Origin of the sequence: Amycolatopsis sp. lyj-346, assembly GCF_046548975.1 — a bacterium.
Taxonomy (GTDB): Bacteria; Actinomycetota; Actinomycetes; order Mycobacteriales; family Pseudonocardiaceae; genus Amycolatopsis.
Genome location: NZ_JAJPWT010000035.1, coordinates 1 through 16,892, shown reverse-complemented (window position 1 = coordinate 16,892; position 16,892 = coordinate 1). Strand labels below are relative to the sequence as shown.

General features: G+C 71.4%; 15 protein-coding genes. 12 read left to right on the top strand and 3 right to left on the bottom strand.

Annotated features, from left to right (window positions below; genetic code table 11):
• Positions 1-198: 198 nt before the first annotated feature.
• Positions 199-870, bottom strand: coding sequence for a winged helix-turn-helix domain-containing protein (locus ACLJQE_RS44435; protein WP_410645898.1), 672 nt, complete (start codon positions 868-870; stop codon positions 199-201).
• A gap of 56 nt (positions 871-926) precedes the next feature.
• Entirely contained in the window at positions 927-2,372 is a 1,446-nt protein-coding gene (locus ACLJQE_RS44430) for a BTAD domain-containing putative transcriptional regulator (RefSeq protein WP_410645897.1), read from the bottom strand.
• A gap of 86 nt (positions 2,373-2,458) precedes the next feature.
• On the opposite strand from ACLJQE_RS44430, the gene ACLJQE_RS44425 reads away from it, so the two are divergent.
• The 3 genes from ACLJQE_RS44425 to ACLJQE_RS44415 all read left to right on the top strand — a co-directional run bounded on the left by ACLJQE_RS44425 (position 2,459) and on the right by ACLJQE_RS44415 (position 6,295).
• The gene (locus ACLJQE_RS44425) at positions 2,459-3,130 is read left to right on the top strand and encodes a winged helix-turn-helix domain-containing protein (protein WP_410645896.1); all 672 of its coding nucleotides are present in this window, start codon (positions 2,459-2,461) and stop codon (positions 3,128-3,130) included.
• Positions 3,127-4,371: a sensor histidine kinase gene (locus ACLJQE_RS44420; RefSeq protein ID WP_410645895.1), complete on the top strand. Its 1,245-nt coding sequence runs from the start codon at positions 3,127-3,129 to the stop codon at positions 4,369-4,371. Before ACLJQE_RS44425 ends, ACLJQE_RS44420 begins: the two co-directional genes overlap by 4 nt.
• 82 nt (positions 4,372-4,453) lie before the next feature.
• On the top strand, positions 4,454-6,295 hold the full coding sequence (locus tag ACLJQE_RS44415; protein ID WP_410645894.1) for a fibronectin type III domain-containing protein: 1,842 nt from the start codon (positions 4,454-4,456) through the stop codon (positions 6,293-6,295).
• A gap of 7 nt (positions 6,296-6,302) precedes the next feature.
• On the opposite strand, the gene ACLJQE_RS44410 is transcribed toward ACLJQE_RS44415, so the two are convergent.
• Positions 6,303-7,604 carry a serine/threonine protein kinase gene (locus tag ACLJQE_RS44410; protein WP_410645893.1) on the bottom strand — a complete coding sequence of 434 codons (1,302 nt, stop codon included), beginning with the start codon at positions 7,602-7,604 and terminating at the stop codon, positions 6,303-6,305.
• Between the two features lie 182 nt (positions 7,605-7,786).
• On the opposite strand from ACLJQE_RS44410, the gene ACLJQE_RS44405 reads away from it, so the two are divergent.
• The 9 genes from ACLJQE_RS44405 to ACLJQE_RS44365 all read left to right on the top strand — a co-directional run bounded on the left by ACLJQE_RS44405 (position 7,787) and on the right by ACLJQE_RS44365 (position 16,830).
• Complete coding sequence (locus tag ACLJQE_RS44405) at positions 7,787-8,578, top strand: hypothetical protein (protein ID WP_410645892.1); 792 nt, start codon at positions 7,787-7,789, stop codon at positions 8,576-8,578.
• Between the two features lie 4 nt (positions 8,579-8,582).
• On the top strand, positions 8,583-8,948 hold the full coding sequence (locus ACLJQE_RS44400) for a hypothetical protein (RefSeq protein WP_410645891.1): 366 nt from the start codon (positions 8,583-8,585) through the stop codon (positions 8,946-8,948).
• A 436-nt stretch (positions 8,949-9,384) separates the two neighbouring features.
• A complete protein-coding gene (locus tag ACLJQE_RS44395) occupies positions 9,385-10,344 on the top strand; it encodes an AAA family ATPase (protein ID WP_410645890.1) in 960 nt (319 codons plus the stop codon).
• Between the two features lie 2 nt (positions 10,345-10,346).
• Positions 10,347-11,492 carry a DUF58 domain-containing protein gene (locus tag ACLJQE_RS44390; RefSeq protein ID WP_410645889.1) on the top strand — a complete coding sequence of 382 codons (1,146 nt, stop codon included), beginning with the start codon at positions 10,347-10,349 and terminating at the stop codon, positions 11,490-11,492.
• On the top strand, positions 11,492-13,654 hold the full coding sequence (locus ACLJQE_RS44385; RefSeq protein WP_410645888.1) for a DUF3488 and DUF4129 domain-containing transglutaminase family protein: 2,163 nt from the start codon (positions 11,492-11,494) through the stop codon (positions 13,652-13,654). Before ACLJQE_RS44390 ends, ACLJQE_RS44385 begins: the two co-directional genes overlap by 1 nt.
• 58 nt (positions 13,655-13,712) lie before the next feature.
• Positions 13,713-15,377 (top strand): hypothetical protein, encoded by a 1,665-nt coding sequence (locus ACLJQE_RS44380; RefSeq protein WP_410645887.1) that lies wholly within the window; start codon positions 13,713-13,715, stop codon positions 15,375-15,377.
• A gap of 288 nt (positions 15,378-15,665) precedes the next feature.
• The gene (locus ACLJQE_RS44375; RefSeq protein WP_410645886.1) at positions 15,666-16,046 is read left to right on the top strand and encodes a hypothetical protein; all 381 of its coding nucleotides are present in this window, start codon (positions 15,666-15,668) and stop codon (positions 16,044-16,046) included.
• A 33-nt stretch (positions 16,047-16,079) separates the two neighbouring features.
• On the top strand, positions 16,080-16,478 hold the full coding sequence (locus ACLJQE_RS44370; RefSeq protein ID WP_410645899.1) for a tyrosine-type recombinase/integrase: 399 nt from the start codon (positions 16,080-16,082) through the stop codon (positions 16,476-16,478).
• A 181-nt stretch (positions 16,479-16,659) separates the two neighbouring features.
• Positions 16,660-16,830, top strand: coding sequence for a hypothetical protein (locus ACLJQE_RS44365; protein ID WP_410645885.1), 171 nt, complete (start codon positions 16,660-16,662; stop codon positions 16,828-16,830).
• Positions 16,831-16,892: the final 62 nt, after the last annotated feature.

Genomic DNA, 16,892 nt, shown 5'->3' with positions numbered 1-16,892 from the left:
CGAACCGGTCGGACTGACCCTGACCGTGAACCTGCTCCGCGAACTGGTGCTCTCCACCACCCTGGTACCGATGGACCTCGAATGGCTCGAACTCACCGAACCACCACTCTTCCCCGGATGAAGGCGGTCACGCTTCGCAATCTGTCCGGCGCGCGCCGCGGCACGGCCTGGCCGGCCCGATCTTCCGGTCGGCTGTTCTCATTGCCGGTCCGGTACCTGGCCGAGCAGGTAACCGGTGCCGCGGACCGTGTGGATCACCCGCGGTTCGCCCAGTTTGGCCCGCAGCTGGGCGATCAGGACGTCCAGGACGTTGGTGGCCGGGGGAACGAGCTCGTCCCAGGCGGCGGCCAGCAGGTCGGCGCGGCGGACCGGTTCGCCCGGCGTGGCGAGCAGGCGGTGCAGCACGGCGAATTCCTTGCCGGTCAACGTGAGCAGAACGCCGCCGCGGCGGACGTCGTGGCGGCCGGTGTCCAGCTCGAGGTCGGAGAACCTCAGGACCGGGGCCGGGCGGGGGTCGCTGCGCCGGCACAGGCTCCGCACCCGGGCCAGGAACTCGGCCATCTCGAACGGCTTGACCAGGTAGTCGTCGCCCCAGGTCAGCCCGGCGATGCGGTCGTCCACGGTGTCCCGCGCGGTGAGGAACAGGACCGGCACGTCCCAGCCGCTCCGGCGGCGGCCCGCCACGTAGGTCAGCGAATCGCCGGCGGGCAGCATGCGGTCGAACACCGCGCAGTCGTAGGCGTTGACGCTCACCGCTTCGTCGGCGTCGGGGAGATCGGCGACGACGTCCACCGCGAATCCGGCACCCCGCAGGGATGCTTCCACGGCCACCTGGAGATCTTCGTCGTCTTCGGTGACCAGCACGCGCATGCCGGAAGCGTATCGTGATCGGCCGTTCGGCTCACGTCGAGGAGCCGGCCCGTGGCTCACGCGACCCTTTCGGGTTCGCGCGGCCGAACGGTCCACAGTGGACGATTTGGTGGTGTTCCCGGGGTCGCCGCGGCTTCGCGCACGGCACCCGGAAGGCCGTGGCAGCGCCGTACCGTGGCGGCGACGACCGGCTCGTCCGCGGCGGCGCCGAGTTCTCCGGCCACCGCGCGGAACAGCGCCGCTGCCTCGGCCGGGGACAGTGGCCCGAGCCGGACCCGGACCGCGCCGTCGACGTGCAGGTTCCCGGCCCGGCCGGTGATCAGCGCCGCGCTCGAGCCGGTCGCGGGCAGCAGTGGCTCGACCTGCGCGGGGTCCGCGGCGTCGTCGAAGACCAGCAGGACGCGCCGGAACGCGAGTTCGGATCGCCACAGCGCGGCCCGTTCGTCCACGTCGGACGGCACGAGCGCGGGCGGGATGCCGATGCCGTGCAGCAGCCTGGCCAGTACCGTCGCGGGCGGCACCGGCGAGCCCCCCGCACGCAGATCGACGTAGAACTGGCCGTCGGGGAACCGGGCGGCCAGCCGGTGCGCCGCGTGCACCGCGAGGGCCGTCTTGCCGGCCCCGGCCGGACCGGTCACGACGGCGACGCGCGGGTTGCCGGTGCACGCGTCGGCCAGAACCTCGAGCTCCCGGCGGCGGCCGGTGAACAACGGCGTGTCGCGCGGCAGCTCGCGCCGGGGCGGCCGCTCGGCGGGGCGTGCGCCGCTGTGCATCGCCCGGAGCGCGCCGGCCAGCTCGGGTCCCGGCCGGACACCCAGCTCGGTGGCCAGTACGCGGCGTGCCTCGTGGTACGCGGAGAGGGCCTGGGCAGGCCGCCCCAGCACGTGCCACGCACGGACCAGCCGCGCCCACGCGTCTTCCCGCAGCGGGTCGTCCGAGGTGAGGGAACGCAGGGTCGTGACGGCGTCGGCCGGGCGGCCGAGCGCCAGCTGCGCGTCGGCGAGGCACGCCCACAGCTCACGGCGCAGGTCGTCGAGCCCCGCCACGGTGTCGCCGAGGTCGAGGCCCAGACCTTCGTACGGTCGTCCGCACCAGCGGCCCAGCGCTTCCGTGGCCAGTTCGAACGCCGTCGCCGCCGCACCTTCGGCCAGTGCGTGCCGGGCGGCGTCGGCCGCTTCGGCGGCGCACTGGGCGTCGAGCTCGCCGGGTGCGACCCGCAGCCGGTAGGCGCCGGGCCTGCTCTCGATGCGCGCGCCGCCGTCGTCGTGACGGGGCAGCAGCCGCCGCAGGCGCCACAGGTAGGTCTTGAGGTTGGCCTCGGCCGACGCCGGAGCGGCCTGTTCCTGCCAGGTGGCCTCGATCAGCCGGTCCACCGCGACCCACGCGTTGGGCTGCACGAGAAGTGCGGCCAGCACCGCGACGGGCTTCCCACTGCCGATCCGGCAGGCGAGACCGTCGCGGTCACGCACCTCGAGTGGCCCCAGGACCTGGAAGAGCACCATGCTCACACCCCCGTTCCGAATACTGTGCTGCGTGTTGCCCATCGGATGGACAACTCCCACGATCGCGCCGCGCACATGAGATTCCGATGACAGCCGCGCGGGTGCTGGTGGTGGAGGACGACGAGGACCTCCGGGTGGCGGTGACCACCGAGCTGGCCGCGTCCGGACTGCGGGTCGGCCAGGCGGGTGACCTCGCGGGCGCGCACGCCGAGCTGGCGAACGCGGACTACCACTGTGCTGTCTTCGACCGCACGCTGCCCGACGGCGACTCGATCGGCTACGTCCACCGGCGCCGCCTGGAGGGCTGGGCGGTGCCGGTGCTGTTCCTCACCGCCCGCGACAGCCTCGGCGACCGGGTGGCCGGCTTCGAGCACGGTGGCGACGACTACCTGGTGAAACCGTTTGCCGTGGCCGAAATGACCGCGCGGGTGAACGCGCTTTGCCGCCGTTCCGGCTCCGGCCGGCCATCCGTGCTGCGTCACGACGACCTGGAAATGGACTGCGCCCGTCGCGAGGTCCGCCGAGCCGGGACGCTGCTCACCTTGAGCGACAAGGAGTTCGCCGTCCTCGAGTTCCTGCTGGCCCGGCCCGAGCACGCTGTCGGGCGGGACGAACTGATCGAGCACTGCTGGGACAGCCGGACCGACCCGATGTCCAATGTGGTCGACGTCGTGGTCCGGAGGCTGCGCCTGAAGCTGCGCGAACCCGGGCTGATCCACACCGTGCGCGGGCGCGGGTACCGGCTGGCCGCCCGGTGAGGCGGTCGGCGGCCGACCGGCTGCGCCACCTGCGCCGGGTGCTCACCTGGTTGTTCACCGGGCTCAACGCGGCCGGCCTCATCGTGTTCGCCTGGCTCGCGGTCCAGGCCGACACCCAGCAGCGTGAGGTGCGCCTCGACGGCCGGACCAGCCGGGTCACCGCGGCGGTCACCCGGCTGGTCAAGGAGGGGGACCGGGTCGTCACCGGGCTGGTCGGTCAGGACCCGGTGCACAACCAGTGCCCCCAGTTCGTGGTCCTGCCCGTCGACGCCGGCCGGTTCGCGGACTTCACCAGCGCCCGGACGTGCGTCCCGATGGACTCCGCCAAGCTGCGTGCCTGGGCCACCCAGGCGGTCCGCAGTGAAGCCGTCCTCAACGGCTACGGCAGCGGTACCGGCGGAGAGCTGGTCAGGATCGGCGCGGAACCCTTCCGCAACACCGCCGGCCAGTACGCCGGCGCGGTGGTCGTCGTCGCCGACGCCCGTGGCGAGGAGGCGGACCACGATCGGCTGGTGCTGTTCGTCGCCGGCGGTTGCGCGCTGCTCGTCGCGGCGCTGGCGGTCGCGGGGCACGTCCTGTCCGGACGCGCGATCCGGCCCGCGACGGCCGCGCTGGAACAGCAGGAGGTTCTGCTCGCGGAAACCGCGCACGACCTGCGCACGCCGGTGGCGGCGCTGCGCGCGCTGGCCGAAACGGCGTTGCGGAACCCGGCCGAACGCGCCGACCTGCTGCCGCGCACGGTCCGCCTCGCCGGGCGGATGGGCAGCATCATCGACGGCTTGCTCGTGCGCGCCCGGCTCGCGGCGGGAGTCGAGTCGCCGGCCATCCAGCCGGTATGGCTCGACCAGCTGGTCACCGGCGTGGTCGGCGAGACGCCGAAGGAAGACGCTCAGGTGACGGTGACGGCGGCTCCGACGAAGGTGCTCGCGGACCCCGCGCTGGTCCAGCGGGCCATCGGGAACCTGCTGGACAACGCGATGCGCCACGGCCGGCGTCCCGGATCCGAGGCGATCGTGCACATCACCGTGGCGGGCGGCCGGGTGACGGTGGCGGACCACGGGCCCGGCATCGACGCGGCGGTCGCCGAGAAGACGTTCGACCGGTTCACCAGCGGCGCCGGGTCGAGCGGGCTCGGGCTGTCCATCGTCCGGTGGGTCGCCCAGGCACACAGCGGCGTCCTGCGGGTGTACAACGCCGAAGAGGGCGGCGCGATCTTCGAACTCAGCTTGCCGGAGGCCTGAAATGTCACGTGCGGTGCGTACCCGGGCAGGGAATGTATTCGAAAGGGCCGGTTCGTGTACCAGGACCTTCTACGCTCGCCGGGTGGGTAAGAGGGGACTCCGCCGGCTTCCGGTGACCGCGCTCGTCAGCGTCTGCGCCGTGCTCATCGGAGTGGCCGTGTCCGGGGGCGCTTCGCCGTTGCCAGGGCTGGAGCTCTCGCAGGCCGGGCATTGGATTGCCAGCCCGGCGCTCAACCTCGTGCTGTTCGTCAACGGTTCGGCCAAGAGCGTGGACGCCCAGGTGCCCGTCGCCGGCCTCGAACCGGGCAGCCAGGTGGTGCAGGGCCCGACCAGCGGGTACGTGATCGGCAAGTCTGCCATCGTCGAATTCGGCAAGTCGAACCTGTCGGTCGACCGCACGCTGCCCTCGCCATCGGGCGAGCGGCCCGCTCTCGTGGAAGCCTCCGGCGGCCCGTACCTGGTGTACCGGGAAGCAGGCCGGGTGGTCCGGCTCGGCAGCGGGTTCACCACGTTGCCCGCGGGCGGTCCGCTCGGTACCCCGGTGGCCACCGCCGACGGCACGCTCTGGCTCAACCGCACCGACTCCGGCGCGCTGTGCCGGCTGGCGAAGGACGCCGACACGGTGACCTGCCGGGACAACCTCGGCGCGGGGCACACCGGCGGGCTCAGCATCGCCGGCGACCGGGCGGTGTTCGTCGACACGACGACCGACACGATCCGGGAGGTGTCCGGGGACAGGCCGGGTGAACCGGTCGCGATCGAGAAGGACCTTTCGCCCGCGGCGCAGATCGCTCCCGCCGACGCCGACGGCCGGATCGCCGTGCTGGAGCCGGAAAGGCGGCAGCTGCACCTGCTCGACGCCGGTGGGTTCGCCGCCGGGCGCGCGCCGGCGCGGCCGATCGAGGTCGACCTGCCCGACGGCGTCTATTCGAACCCCACCGCGAGCGCGTCCTCGGTCGTGCTCCTCGATCTGACCCGCCACAAGGTGCTCACCTACGGGCCGGACGGCAACCCACGTCAGACCACGGCGATCCCGCCGGAATCGGGCACCCCGCAGCTGGTGCGTGGCGACGACAAGCGCGTCTACGTGGACGGCGGGGAGGGCAAGCACGTCCTGGTCGTCGACCCGGACGGCAAGGTCGCCCAGGTGCCCGTCACCCCCGGCAAGGCGCCCGCACCGGCCACCTCACCGCAGCAACCGCCGCCGGCGACCCAGCCACCGGCTCAGCAACCGCCGAAGGTCCGGCCCGACGTGCGGGCGGACGGTCCGAAGCAGCCCCCGCCGGTGCGGAGGACGGAGCCGCCGGTGACGCAGCAGCAGAAGCCCATCCCGCCGAGCCCGCCAGGCATCCCGGGCCGGCTCACCGCGCGGCTGCAGGGCAGTGACGCGCGGATCACCTGGGACGCGGCGGCCGGCAACCGGGCCGCGGTCACGGCGTACCACGTGACGTGGAAGCCGTCGTCCGGCGCCGGAGCGGGGGCCTCCGAGCTGGCCGGCACCGCGCGGTCCACGGTGATCGCCGGCCTGCGCGCGGGGATCACCTACACGGTCACCGTGGTCGCGGAGAACAGTGCCGGGCGCGGAACTCCGGCCACGACGAGGGTGACCGGCCCGGCGGTTCCGAAACCGACGATCACGGTGACCCGGGGGAAGACCGGGACCTACGAGCCGGACCCGGCGGAGTGTTCGGCACCGGATTGCGCCAAGATGCACGTGGTGGTGCGCGGGTTCGCGCCCAACACCGAGTACCACTTCACCCCGCACTGCGGATGTACCTACTCGAACGAGGGCCGCTCGTTCACCACCGATGCGAACGGTGCCGTCACCTTCGAGGCGTTCGACTTCGGCGCGGTCGGCAAGCAGGCTTGGGTGACCGCGGACAACGGCGTCTCGTCCCCCCGGTACACCTGGCCGCCCGGCTGAGTGCGGCCTACTGCGTGCAGTGTGCCCCCCGGATGCCCTGCGGTGCACTTTGGACGGTCAGCAAGCTGTTCGTGCCCTGGATGACGAAGCAGTACTTCAGCGACGGCTCCACGTCCACGCGGTGACTCGTCTCGCGCCGCACGTACTCGATGTGGTTCGGCTTGCCCTCGGGGGCGACGACGACGGCGTAGTCGAGGTCGGGCGTGCTGCCGCGCCAGCTGAGGTCCACATAGGTGTCGTGGTCGGCGGGCGTCGCCAGTTCGACCTGGCCGGTTGCCGGGGACGGCGTCGGCCGGGCTGTCGTGATCGTCGGCGCCGGCGGCACGCTCAGTTCCGCCGGCCGGTTCGTCAAGGCGAGCACCGCGACGACCGCGAGCGCGGCCGCGCCGGCCACAGCCGCGACGGTCAGCGCGGTGCGGCGCTTTCGCGGCGTGCCGCCGGTGGGGCCGTACTCGACCACCAGCTCGCCGATCGGCCCCGGCGGGGGCGGACCCGATGCGGGGTGGTCCCCGGCGACGGCGGGGCCGGCCATCGCACCGAGCCGGGTGACGACGAGGGCGGCGTCGATCGGCCGCGCATCCGGGTTGCCGTCGAGCAGCGACGACACCAGGTGAGCGAGGCCGGCGGGAAGATCGGGCCGGGCCGGCGGGGGAACGTCGCCGCCGAGGACCCGGAGGGTCACCGCGTCCGCGGGCTCGCCGGGCCGGCCCTGGTGCGGAGGCCGCCCCGACAGCGCGAGGTACAGGACAGCGCCGAGGCCGTACAGGTCGGTGCGTTCGTCGAGGGTTCCGTCGCGCACGGTTTCGGGCGCGAGGTATTCGACGCCGCGTTCGAGATCGCGGGGGAAGACCTGGCGCAGGGTCAAGCCGAAGTCGGCCAGTACCGGGGCGCCGGACGGCCGGAAGAGCACGTTGCCCGGCGTGACACCGCCGTGGACGAGCCCGCCTTGGTGCGCCTCCGCGAGTGCCGAGGCGAGGGCTTCGCCGAGCGCCAGTGTGTCGGAGATGGACAGCGGCCCGAACGCGGCGACCAGTTCCGGCAACGACTGCGCGCACAGTTCCATCCGGATCCCGCAGCGGCCGTCGGCGAGTTCCCAGACCTCGTCCGGCACGAGCGCGGTACCCAGCTCGCGCAACTCGGCGAGCGCGCTCAGCTCCTTGTCGAGCTCGTTGCGGGCCCGGCGGTCCAGCTTGCCCGGGTACACCTTGAGCGCGAACGCCTCGCCGGTGGTGCCGTGCACCCCCGCCAGTACTTCGGCGACCGGGCCCTCGCCCAGTGGCACCAGTTCGCCGTCTTCGGTGTCCGTCATGGTTCCCATTCCAGGAATGCCTTTCCCCGCAACGCTCCCGCTCGGCAGATTGTAGCCATCAGCGCGCGGCAACGGCGGCCGCCGCGGCGAATGTATTGCCGATGTACTCGTACTGGACCTCCTGGCGCGATTGTGGTGGCGGTGGCGGCGACCGGTCGCCGGGTGACCAGCGAGGTGAGGAAGTGAAGCGGAATCTCAAGCGGGCGGCCGTTTACGGGGTGGCGGGCCTGGCCACCGCGGCGATCGGCGCGTCGACGGTGAGCGCGCTCGCCGAAGACAGCCAGGAAAACCAGGACGTGAAGCCTGCTCAGGCCGCACCTCAGGCGGTACCGGTCCCGCCGCAGGCTCCTCCTCCCACCGCCGCTGCTCCGCAGGCCAAGATCACCCCGCCGCAGCACTCGGCCGACGGGCCGAAGAAGCCGCAGCGCGTGGTGCCGCAGGCGGCGCACCGTCCGGCGGTTGCGGCGGCGCGGCCGGTCCTGCCGAAGCGGACGCCCGCGAAACACACCAGGTCGTCGCCACGGACCCGTTCGTCGGCGGTGCAGAAGAAGGTCGACGCGTCGACCACGCGGTACGTCGTGCGGGCCGCGGTCCAGGCCGCCGCGCCGGTCGTCAAGAAGCCGGCGGTCCGGCCGGCCGTCGCCGGCCACCAGACAATCGGCGAAGCCGCCAAGGCCCTCGGCGCCGCGCACCAGGCCGTCGAGGACGCGCAAAAGAAGTTCGACGAGGCGGGCAAGACGCTGACCAAGGCCAAGTCGGATCTCGAGAAGCTCCGCGACGGCTTGAAGACCAAGAAGGAACCGTGCGGCGACCGGCCCGCGCGGAAGTCCGGGCACGAGAAGCGGACGTCCGGCAAACACGGCAAGGTGGTCTCGAAGACCGCGTCCGCCTCGTCCGGCGGCGCGTGGTCGACGTCGACCGCCACGTCGACCGCCACGTCGACCGGCGGCACCGTCTCCGCGGACGCGTGGTGACGTCGTGAGCGCGGCCTTGGCCGAGCGTCCGGAGCTCGAAGACGCTTACTACATCGTGATTCCCGACCAGGTCTGGTTCGGGCAGAAGGCACCGGTCGCGGAGCCGGTACACCGTGCGGAAGCCACCGAAACGTATTACCTGCCGCCGCTTGAGCCAAGGGCACCGCTCAGCCTCGGTGCGATGACCGGAATCGGCGGCGTGTCGGGCTCCGTGGTGTTCGGCGTTGTCGCCGGCGCGCTCGCCACGTCGCCGATCGGTCTGGTCGTCGGCGTCGCCGCGGGTGTTTTCGGCGGCCTGATGGGCAGTTCGCTGGCCGAAGAAATCCACGACCGGTCGAGGATGGCCACGGATGAAGAGGAGTGTCGGTGAACAGGACCGTCGAATCGGGGCGCGGTTCCGCAAGCCGTGCAGTGCGGCGAGAACCGACTGTCGACTTGGCGATCGCGGCCTGGAACCCTTCCACGGCCTGGTGAATCGCGTCGAGTTGGTGTCCGCACGCGGGGTCGGCCGGGGCCGGGCTGACCGAGCAGGCCGTGCCTGTGGTCGCGGACAGCGTGCCGACCCGGTAGGTCCAGAAGATGTCGATCGGGCGGGGTTCCACGGGCGCGGGCGAAGCCGCCGGAACCGTCGTGGCCGACGGGATCGACGTGCCAGGCAAGGCTGCCGGTGACTCCGCGGCGCGGCATACGGCGATGTCCGAACGACTTCGGGACCGGTCCCGGGAAACCGGGGATACGGTCGGTGGGATCCGCACCTCGCAGAAAGAGGGGCTGGTGCGTGAGGGACGACGAGGTGGGGAGTCACCATGGGTGAGTCGAGGGCCGGAGAGGCCTACGCGCTGATCGCGCGGAACATCCAGGGGGTGATCCGCGGCAAACCGGAGGTGGTCCGGCTCGCCGTCGCCGCGCTGTTCGCCGAGGGGCACCTGCTGATCGAGGACGTGCCCGGCCTCGGCAAGACGACGCTCGCGCGGTGCCTGGCGCGCAGCATCGGTGGCAGCTGGAGCCGGATCCAGTTCACCCCGGACCTGCTTCCCGGCGACATCACCGGCGTGACCGTCTACCACCAGAAGGACGAGCGCTTCGCCTTCCACCCCGGTGGGGTGTTCTCGAACATCGTCGTGGCCGACGAAATCAACCGCGGCACGCCCAAAACACAGTCCGCGCTGCTGGAGGTGATGTCCGAGCGACGGGTCACCGCCGACGCCGTCTCCCATGACGTACCGCGGCCCTTCCTCGTCATCGCCACCCAGAACCCGATCGAGATGGCGGGCACCTACCGGCTGCCCGAGGCCCAGCTCGACCGGTTCCTGATGCGCCTGTCCGTCGGCTACCCGGATCTCGACGCCGAGGTCATGGTGATCATGAGCGACTGCGCGGGCGTGTCGCCCGACGACCTCCCGGCCGTGGTCGACGTTCCGATGCTGCTCGACGCGATCGCCGAGGTGCGTGCTTCACACCTCGACCGGGCGGTCGTCGAGTACGCCGCACGTCTCGCCGGAGCGACCCGCGAACACGCCGCGGTGCGGTTCGGGGTGAGCCCGCGCGGGAGCATCGCGCTGGTGCGGGCCGCACAGGCCATGGCCGCGACCGAGGGCCGCGGGTTCGTCACGCCGGACGACCTCAAGGACGTGGCCGTGCCGGTCTTCGCGCACCGGCTGGTGCTCACCGCCGAGGCCGAACTCGGCCGGCTCGGGGCCGCCGACGTCGTGGCCGATGTCCTGGCCGGCACGCCTGCTCCGGCGATGAACCACGCGGGCCGCTGACCATGCGGCTGACCCCGCGCGGCGTCGCCGTCCTCGTGGTGTCGGTGTTGCTCGTCGCGGCGGCGGAGCAGGCGGGGTACCCGCTGTTGCGCGTGCTCGGCGCGATCGGGCTCGGCGCCCTGCTGGCCGCCGTCGCCGTCACCGCCCGCGGCATCCGGGTGGCGGTGTCCCGGGCCGTCTACCCGGACCGTGTCGAGCGAGGCCGTCCCGCGTTGGCGAAGCTGCGGGTCCGCAATCCCGCCGCCCGGCCCCAGCCCGGCTTCGCCGCGTGGGACCACGCCGGCGGGAGTACCCGGACGGTCCAGGTGCGTGCGCTGCCCGAGGGCGCGGAAGCGACGTACCAGTACGAGCTGCCGACCGCTGCCCGCGGGCTGATGGCGGTCGGGCCGCTGACGCTGCAGCGCGCCGATCCCTTCGGCCTCGCCCGCAACCGGCATTCGGCCGGTGGGACCGCGACGCTGCGGGTGTACCCGCGCAAGTACGCGGCGCGTCCCCTGGCCGGCGGATTCCCCCGGCACCACCACGACGGCCCCACCACCGATGACTCCTTGCGAGGCTCGCTCGACCTGCGCGACGTCCGCGAGTACCAGCCCGGTGACGAAGTCCGGCACCTGCACTGGAAGGCGACCGCGCGGACCGGCCGGATGATGGTCCGCGACTACGCCGACCCGGAGCAGCCGCGCTTCACCCTGCTGCTCGACACCCGAGGTGATGCGTTGTCGCCGGCCCTTTTCGAGGAAGCCGTCGATCTTGCGGCGTCACTGCTCGCCGCGTCCGCCACAGCCGGGCACCACAGCAGGCTGGTCACCTCGGGTGGCGTCGACCTCGCGACGTCCGGTGGCCCGCTCGCGGTTCGGTCATTGCTCGACGAGCTGTGCCAGGTACGCCAGGACTCCGGCGCCGAGCACGCGCTGGTGCCGGGCGTGCTGTCCGCCGTCCGGCACCAGGGTGGCTGCCTGACGGTGGTGACGTCGGGAGCGGGCGGGCCCGGCACACCCGGTGGCCTTGCCGGGCTGCGCGCACGATATTCGTCGTTCTTCGTACTGGCTCTGGTTTCCGGCGGTGTCCCGCCGGTGCTTCCGGGCGCGCGGCTGCTCAGCGCCGACAACGCCGCGGACGCCGTGCGCCGGTGGAACGAGGTGGTGTGATGCCTGGCCGGTTCAGCGTGCCGTGCGTACTGCTCGCCGCCGTCGTCGCGGGCTTGTTCTTCGTGCCGGTGTTCGGGTTGGCGGCGTTGCTCGCACCGCTCCTGGTACCCGCGGCCGTGTTGTTCGGGGTCGCCCGGGTGTGCGCGCGTACTGAGGTGCTCACCGCGTGGCGCCCACTGCTGCTCCTCGTGGCGGGGCTGCTCGCCGTCGTCGAGACCGTGCTCTTTTCGACGACGGCAGCCGGGCTGCCGACCGGCGAGACGTTCTCCGCGCTGGCGTCCGGGATCACCGAGTCCTGGCGGCTGACCCTGCAATCGACCTGGCCCGCGCGGCCGTCGCCGGATCAGCTGCTGTTCGTCCCGTTGCTGGCGTGGCTCGCCGGGGTGCTCGGAATCGAACTGCTGCGTTCCCGGAAGCCGTTGGTGGCGCTGGTTCCGAGTTTCGCGGTGGTCGTCGTGAGCCAGCTTTACGCCGCGCTGTCCGGGCTCGCGGCCGTCGCCGCCGGGCTCGGTTACGCGGCTGTCGTGGGAACTTTGTTCGCCCTGACCCGTCCCGGTGACGGGAAGCCGGCGAGCCGTGCTCGCCGGCGAGCGTCGACGTTCGTGTCAGGTGTGCCGGTGGTCGTCGCCGGGGCGGCGGCGGCGGTCGTGACCGGGATGCTGCTTCCGGCTCCGGGCCAGGCGTACTCGCTGAAGCAGAACCAGCCGGCGCAGGTGAGCGGACGCGTTGCCGGGCCGTTGGACGACATCGCCAACCGGTTGGAGCATCCCGGCGTGCCGATGTTCTCCGTCCGCGGCGACGCGCGTCCCGACCGGTGGCCGCTGGTCGTGCTCGACACCTTCGACGGAGTCAACTGGACACCGGGCAGCCACTACCGGCGGCTCGGCGCGGAGCTGCCGCCGAGCCCGTCGGTGACCGTGCCCTCCCGGGAACGGACGGCGACGATCCGGCTTGGCGCCCTCGGCGGGCCGTGGCTGCCGAGCCAGACCTGGCCGGCCGCCGTCAGCGGAGCCGATCCGCTGGTCGAGGAGTCGCAAGGCTCGCTGTGGCTGCCGCGTCCCACCGGCGAGTACCGGCTGAGCTGGTGGGAACCGCAGGTTCCGGTCGCCGACCTTTCGGCCGCCGCGATCGACCAGCGCGCACCGGGTGGGCTCGGTGCGATCGGCGAGCCACCCGCAGAGGTCGAGCTGCTGGCGCGCGCCGCCGTCGGCGGCCTGCGGCCCAGCTTCCAGGCGGCGCTCACGCTGGAACGGTTCTTCCGAGAGGGGTACCACACCGCGGCGGGCACCGGCCTGCCGAGCGGCCACGGCTGGCCGCAGCTGCGGACGTTCCTGGTCGAGACCCGCCGCGGCACGAGTGAGCAGTTCGCGGCCGCGTACGTCGCGCTCGCCCGGATCGTCGGCATCCCGGCCCGCCTGGTCGTCGGCTTCCGCAGCCCGGCCAAGCCGGATGCCGGCGGTGACTACACCGTCCGCAACGGCGATGTCCTGGCCTGGCCCGAGGTGGCGGTCGCCGGTGCCGGCTGGGTGCCGCTGGACCCGACCGGCACCACCCGCCTCGGTGGTGCCGGCGGCCCCGCCGGTCTTTCCGAGGTCACCGCGCAGGCTCGCGCCCAGCTGCCGCCGGCGACGCAGCAGCACGACGCACCGGTCGCCCCGGTCAAGGGCCCCGGCGACCCGGGCGGGGCGGACACCGGAGGCCGGTCGTTCCCGGTGCTCCGGGTACTCGCCGGGCCGGCGGCGCTGCTGCCGGCTTGGCTCGTGGGCGTTCCGACGGCCAAGCTCATCCGTTCGTGGCGCAGGCGGCACAGGCCAGGGGCAGGCGCGGTGCTGGGCGCCTGGCTCGAGGCGCGCGACCACCTCCGTGACCACGGTGTGCCGTGGACGCCCGGAATGACCGTCCGCGACCTCGCGGCGGCCGCTCAGGGCATCGGCAGTCCATCCATAGTGGACGGATTGCGCGCATTGGGCGTCACCGTGGACCAAGTCCTGTGGTCCGGCAATGCGCCCGGTGCGCAAGCGGATCTTCAGGCCTGGGCCGCGGTCCGCACCGTCCGGCGCGGTCTGGCCGGCCGCGGTCTGCACAGCCACCTCCGCGCGGCCCTCAACCCCGGCACACTCCTGGCCGGTCGGCAGCAGGCCCGAGTGATGTACCGAAAATGAACCGCCTCTGTATCGCCCGGACGCACACTGCCCCCGTCACAATTGACGGGAGGTAGGTATGGGAGACATCGAAACAGGGTTGGGCCGCGCGGTGTTGTACACCCTTTCCGGGGGTTTCGTGTCGGTCGCCTTCGGAGTGCTCGGGGCCACCGCCGCGGAGGCGAAGCCGGTCCTGAACGACGGCGGCGATCCGGGGTCCGCGATGAAAACCGCGGGCGCGGTTCCTGGAATGGGTGTGTTCAAGGTGGCGGACGCGGCGAGCAAGGTGGTCAAGAACGCCGGGCCGCCGCCGAATTCCGGGGGTGCCAAGGACAAGGGAACCAAGGAGAAGGGAGGAGGCGAGCAACGATCGAAGCCTGATGCGCAGGACAGCGATTCCGGCTCAGGCAAGGAAAAGCAGAAACGGGATTCGGGCGAGAAGAAGTCACCGGAGCGGGATCAGGATCGAGAATCTTCGAAGAAGGCGCTGAAGACCGCGGGCATGCTGCCGGGAATGGGCGCGGTGAAAGTATTGAACGACGCGAACGAGAAGGCGGAGAACGCGGGTCGCTCGCGCGCAGAGAAGCATGAGGAATCCCGGAATGCGGGCCGCCCAGCGCGCACGGCCGTGGACGAGGAGTCGAACGGCAAGGCGTCCCGTGGCGCCGAACGGGATCGCAAACATCGGACCGGGACCGGCGAGGTGACGCCTCTGAAGCTGTCGGACGTGCCGGTGGTCGGCGGATACGCGAAGCTCGCCGATACCGCGAAGAAGGCGGTGACGAAGGCCGGGCGTGACAGGGGCCAGGCCAGGCCTGTTTCGGAGGCGGCACCTCTGAAGCTGTCGGACGTGCCGATCGTGGGTGGCTACGCGAAGCTCGCCGACACCGCGAAGGACCTTGACGCACGGGTAAAGGTGCGGCGCGCGGCGGGCAGCGTGCCGGTGGCCGGGGCTCTGGTGAAGGCCGCTGACGCGACCAAGGCGCTTCAGGCCCGGGCGGGCAAGCCCCAGCGGGTGACCGGTCAAGCGACGAACGCCGCGTTGACCAGGCCGGCGAACACCCGTTCCGTTCCGGCGCAATGGGACGACGATGGTCCGATCATCCATTGGCCCTGGTGTCCTACCAGGGACTGCGACCGCGCGATGAAATATCTCTTCAGCAGGAGTCCTCGACTGATAGAAGAGCCGGCGGGGGCTGAGGGAAAAATTCTCGAACCGAAAGACGACCTTCTTTTCGGTGCCGAAGGTGGCTACTACGTCAGGAAAGCGAGGGTCGTCACTCCTGAGGGTCGCGATCTCGCCGAGATCACTGTCGGCGCGGACGGCAAGACGCAGGTCACACGTACGCGCGATGGCGGATTCAACTTCAACGCCGAGGGTTTCGCCGGCATCCGCTCGGCCGGGGCAGGCACGTCGGAACCCGCGGGGCCCGTCAACGTCTCCGGCGTGCCGGAGGGTGATTTCGGGGTCAACGGCCACGCGGAACTGGTGGTCACCCCGACGGAAGGTGTGAAAGCCGGGGCCGGAGTCGGCGCGGAGGTGAAATCCCAGACCCCCGAATTCGCGGTCGATCTGGGGCCGTTCAGGCTCAAAGTCCAGCCAGAGGGCCGAGTCGGCACAGGCGTGGATGCCGAAGGCAGTTTTGCGCCGGACGCCGACGGCAAGTGGCATTTCAAAGGAAAGGGAGGATTCTCCTCAGGTGTCGGCGTGGGAACGGGCTTCGACATCTCACTGGCGGACTGAGCCGATTCGATCCGGCAGGCCACGATCCGGCCCTGAAAGCCCCTTCGCGGTGCCAGTGCCGCATCGAGAAACGTCGACGTCGTCATCGTGTCGCGTGGACACCCGGGCCGGTGATCACAAGGCTGGCCGTGGAGATGCGGCTGGTAGCGCGTCTGCCTGATACGGCACTGGCGACTCGTCCCGGGCTGGTTCGGCCCCGTCGGCGGTGAAGACCCGCGCCCGCCGGCGGGGAGGCCTGTCCTATGACGACGGCCAAATCGCGTTGTACACCGCAGACGCGGTGGATGCGTGAGCCGGAACATGTACCGCTCCTACGAGTCCCACGTCCGTCTCTACCTGCGGCCGCACCTGGCCACGGTCCGGCGTGACCGGCTACGCGTGGGCCATCTGGATGCGATGTTCGAGGCGAGCGTGGAGCGCAACGAACAGATCGCCGAATACCGGGCCAGCGGCGACCCGCGGAAGATCGAGGCGGTGAAGTGGCAGCGTCCGGTGGGGCCGACGTCCCTGCACCGGATCAAGGAGACACTGCGCGCGATCCTGCGACCGGCAGTGGACCAGGGTTTGAGGCGAAGGCCCGGCTCGGCGACGACTGGGTCGAGCACGACTTGCTCTTCACTCAGCCCGATGGCAGTCCACTGCACCCGGCCGACGTCGCGGACGGGTTAGCACGGCTGATCAAGCTGGCCGGCTTGCCCCCCGATCACCCTCCATGACCTGCGCCACGGCGCGGCGACCCTGGCCCTCGGGGCAGGGGTGGACATGAAGGTGATCCAGCACATGCTCAGGCACTCGTCGATCAAGGTGACGATGGACCTCTACACCAACGTCGCCGAAGAAGTAGCCGCCGACGCCGCCAGGAAGCTGGCCGGGGCGATCCCGAGGAGGGTGTTGCACCCGGCGTGCGCTCTCGGGCTCCCCTCGGGCTCGCAGGAGACCACAAAGGACAGAGAGGAAGTGGAAGCAATGATTCCGGATACCACAAAACCCCAGGTCGAAGAGATCTTCAACCTGGGGAGTGGGGGTGCGCCATCAGGGACTCGAACCCCGAACCCGCTGGTTAAGAGAACGCGTTTTGGGGTGTCGGGCGGTGCCAAGTGATGTCGGACAAGACCTTTTCGGCTGGTCACCGGCCATCACTTGTGTCGAATTATACCGCGTTCTGTCGACGTGTACGAGACCTCTCGGGCACTTCTCGGGCACGTCCGTGCCGGATTCTGCCGGGCTGTTTGAGCAGGCCGTTCGTGGTTCGTGGTGTGGACGCCGGGGCAGGGTGGTTGCTGTGTTGAGCCCGAGCGAGGGACGTGATCCGGTGCTCTCGGCGGTGACGCTGATCGTGGGGATCATCGTGGCTCTGACTTTCCTGTTCGGTTTCGGGAACGTGCTCACTTCTCTGAACTTGATCTTGATTGGCGGTGCCGGGCGGTCGGTGTCGGTCAGCGGGCCGTGGTGAGCGTGGGGATGCCGAGCTCGACGGTGTTGCGGCGGGTGGTTGTCGTGTTGAGCTGGGTGAGT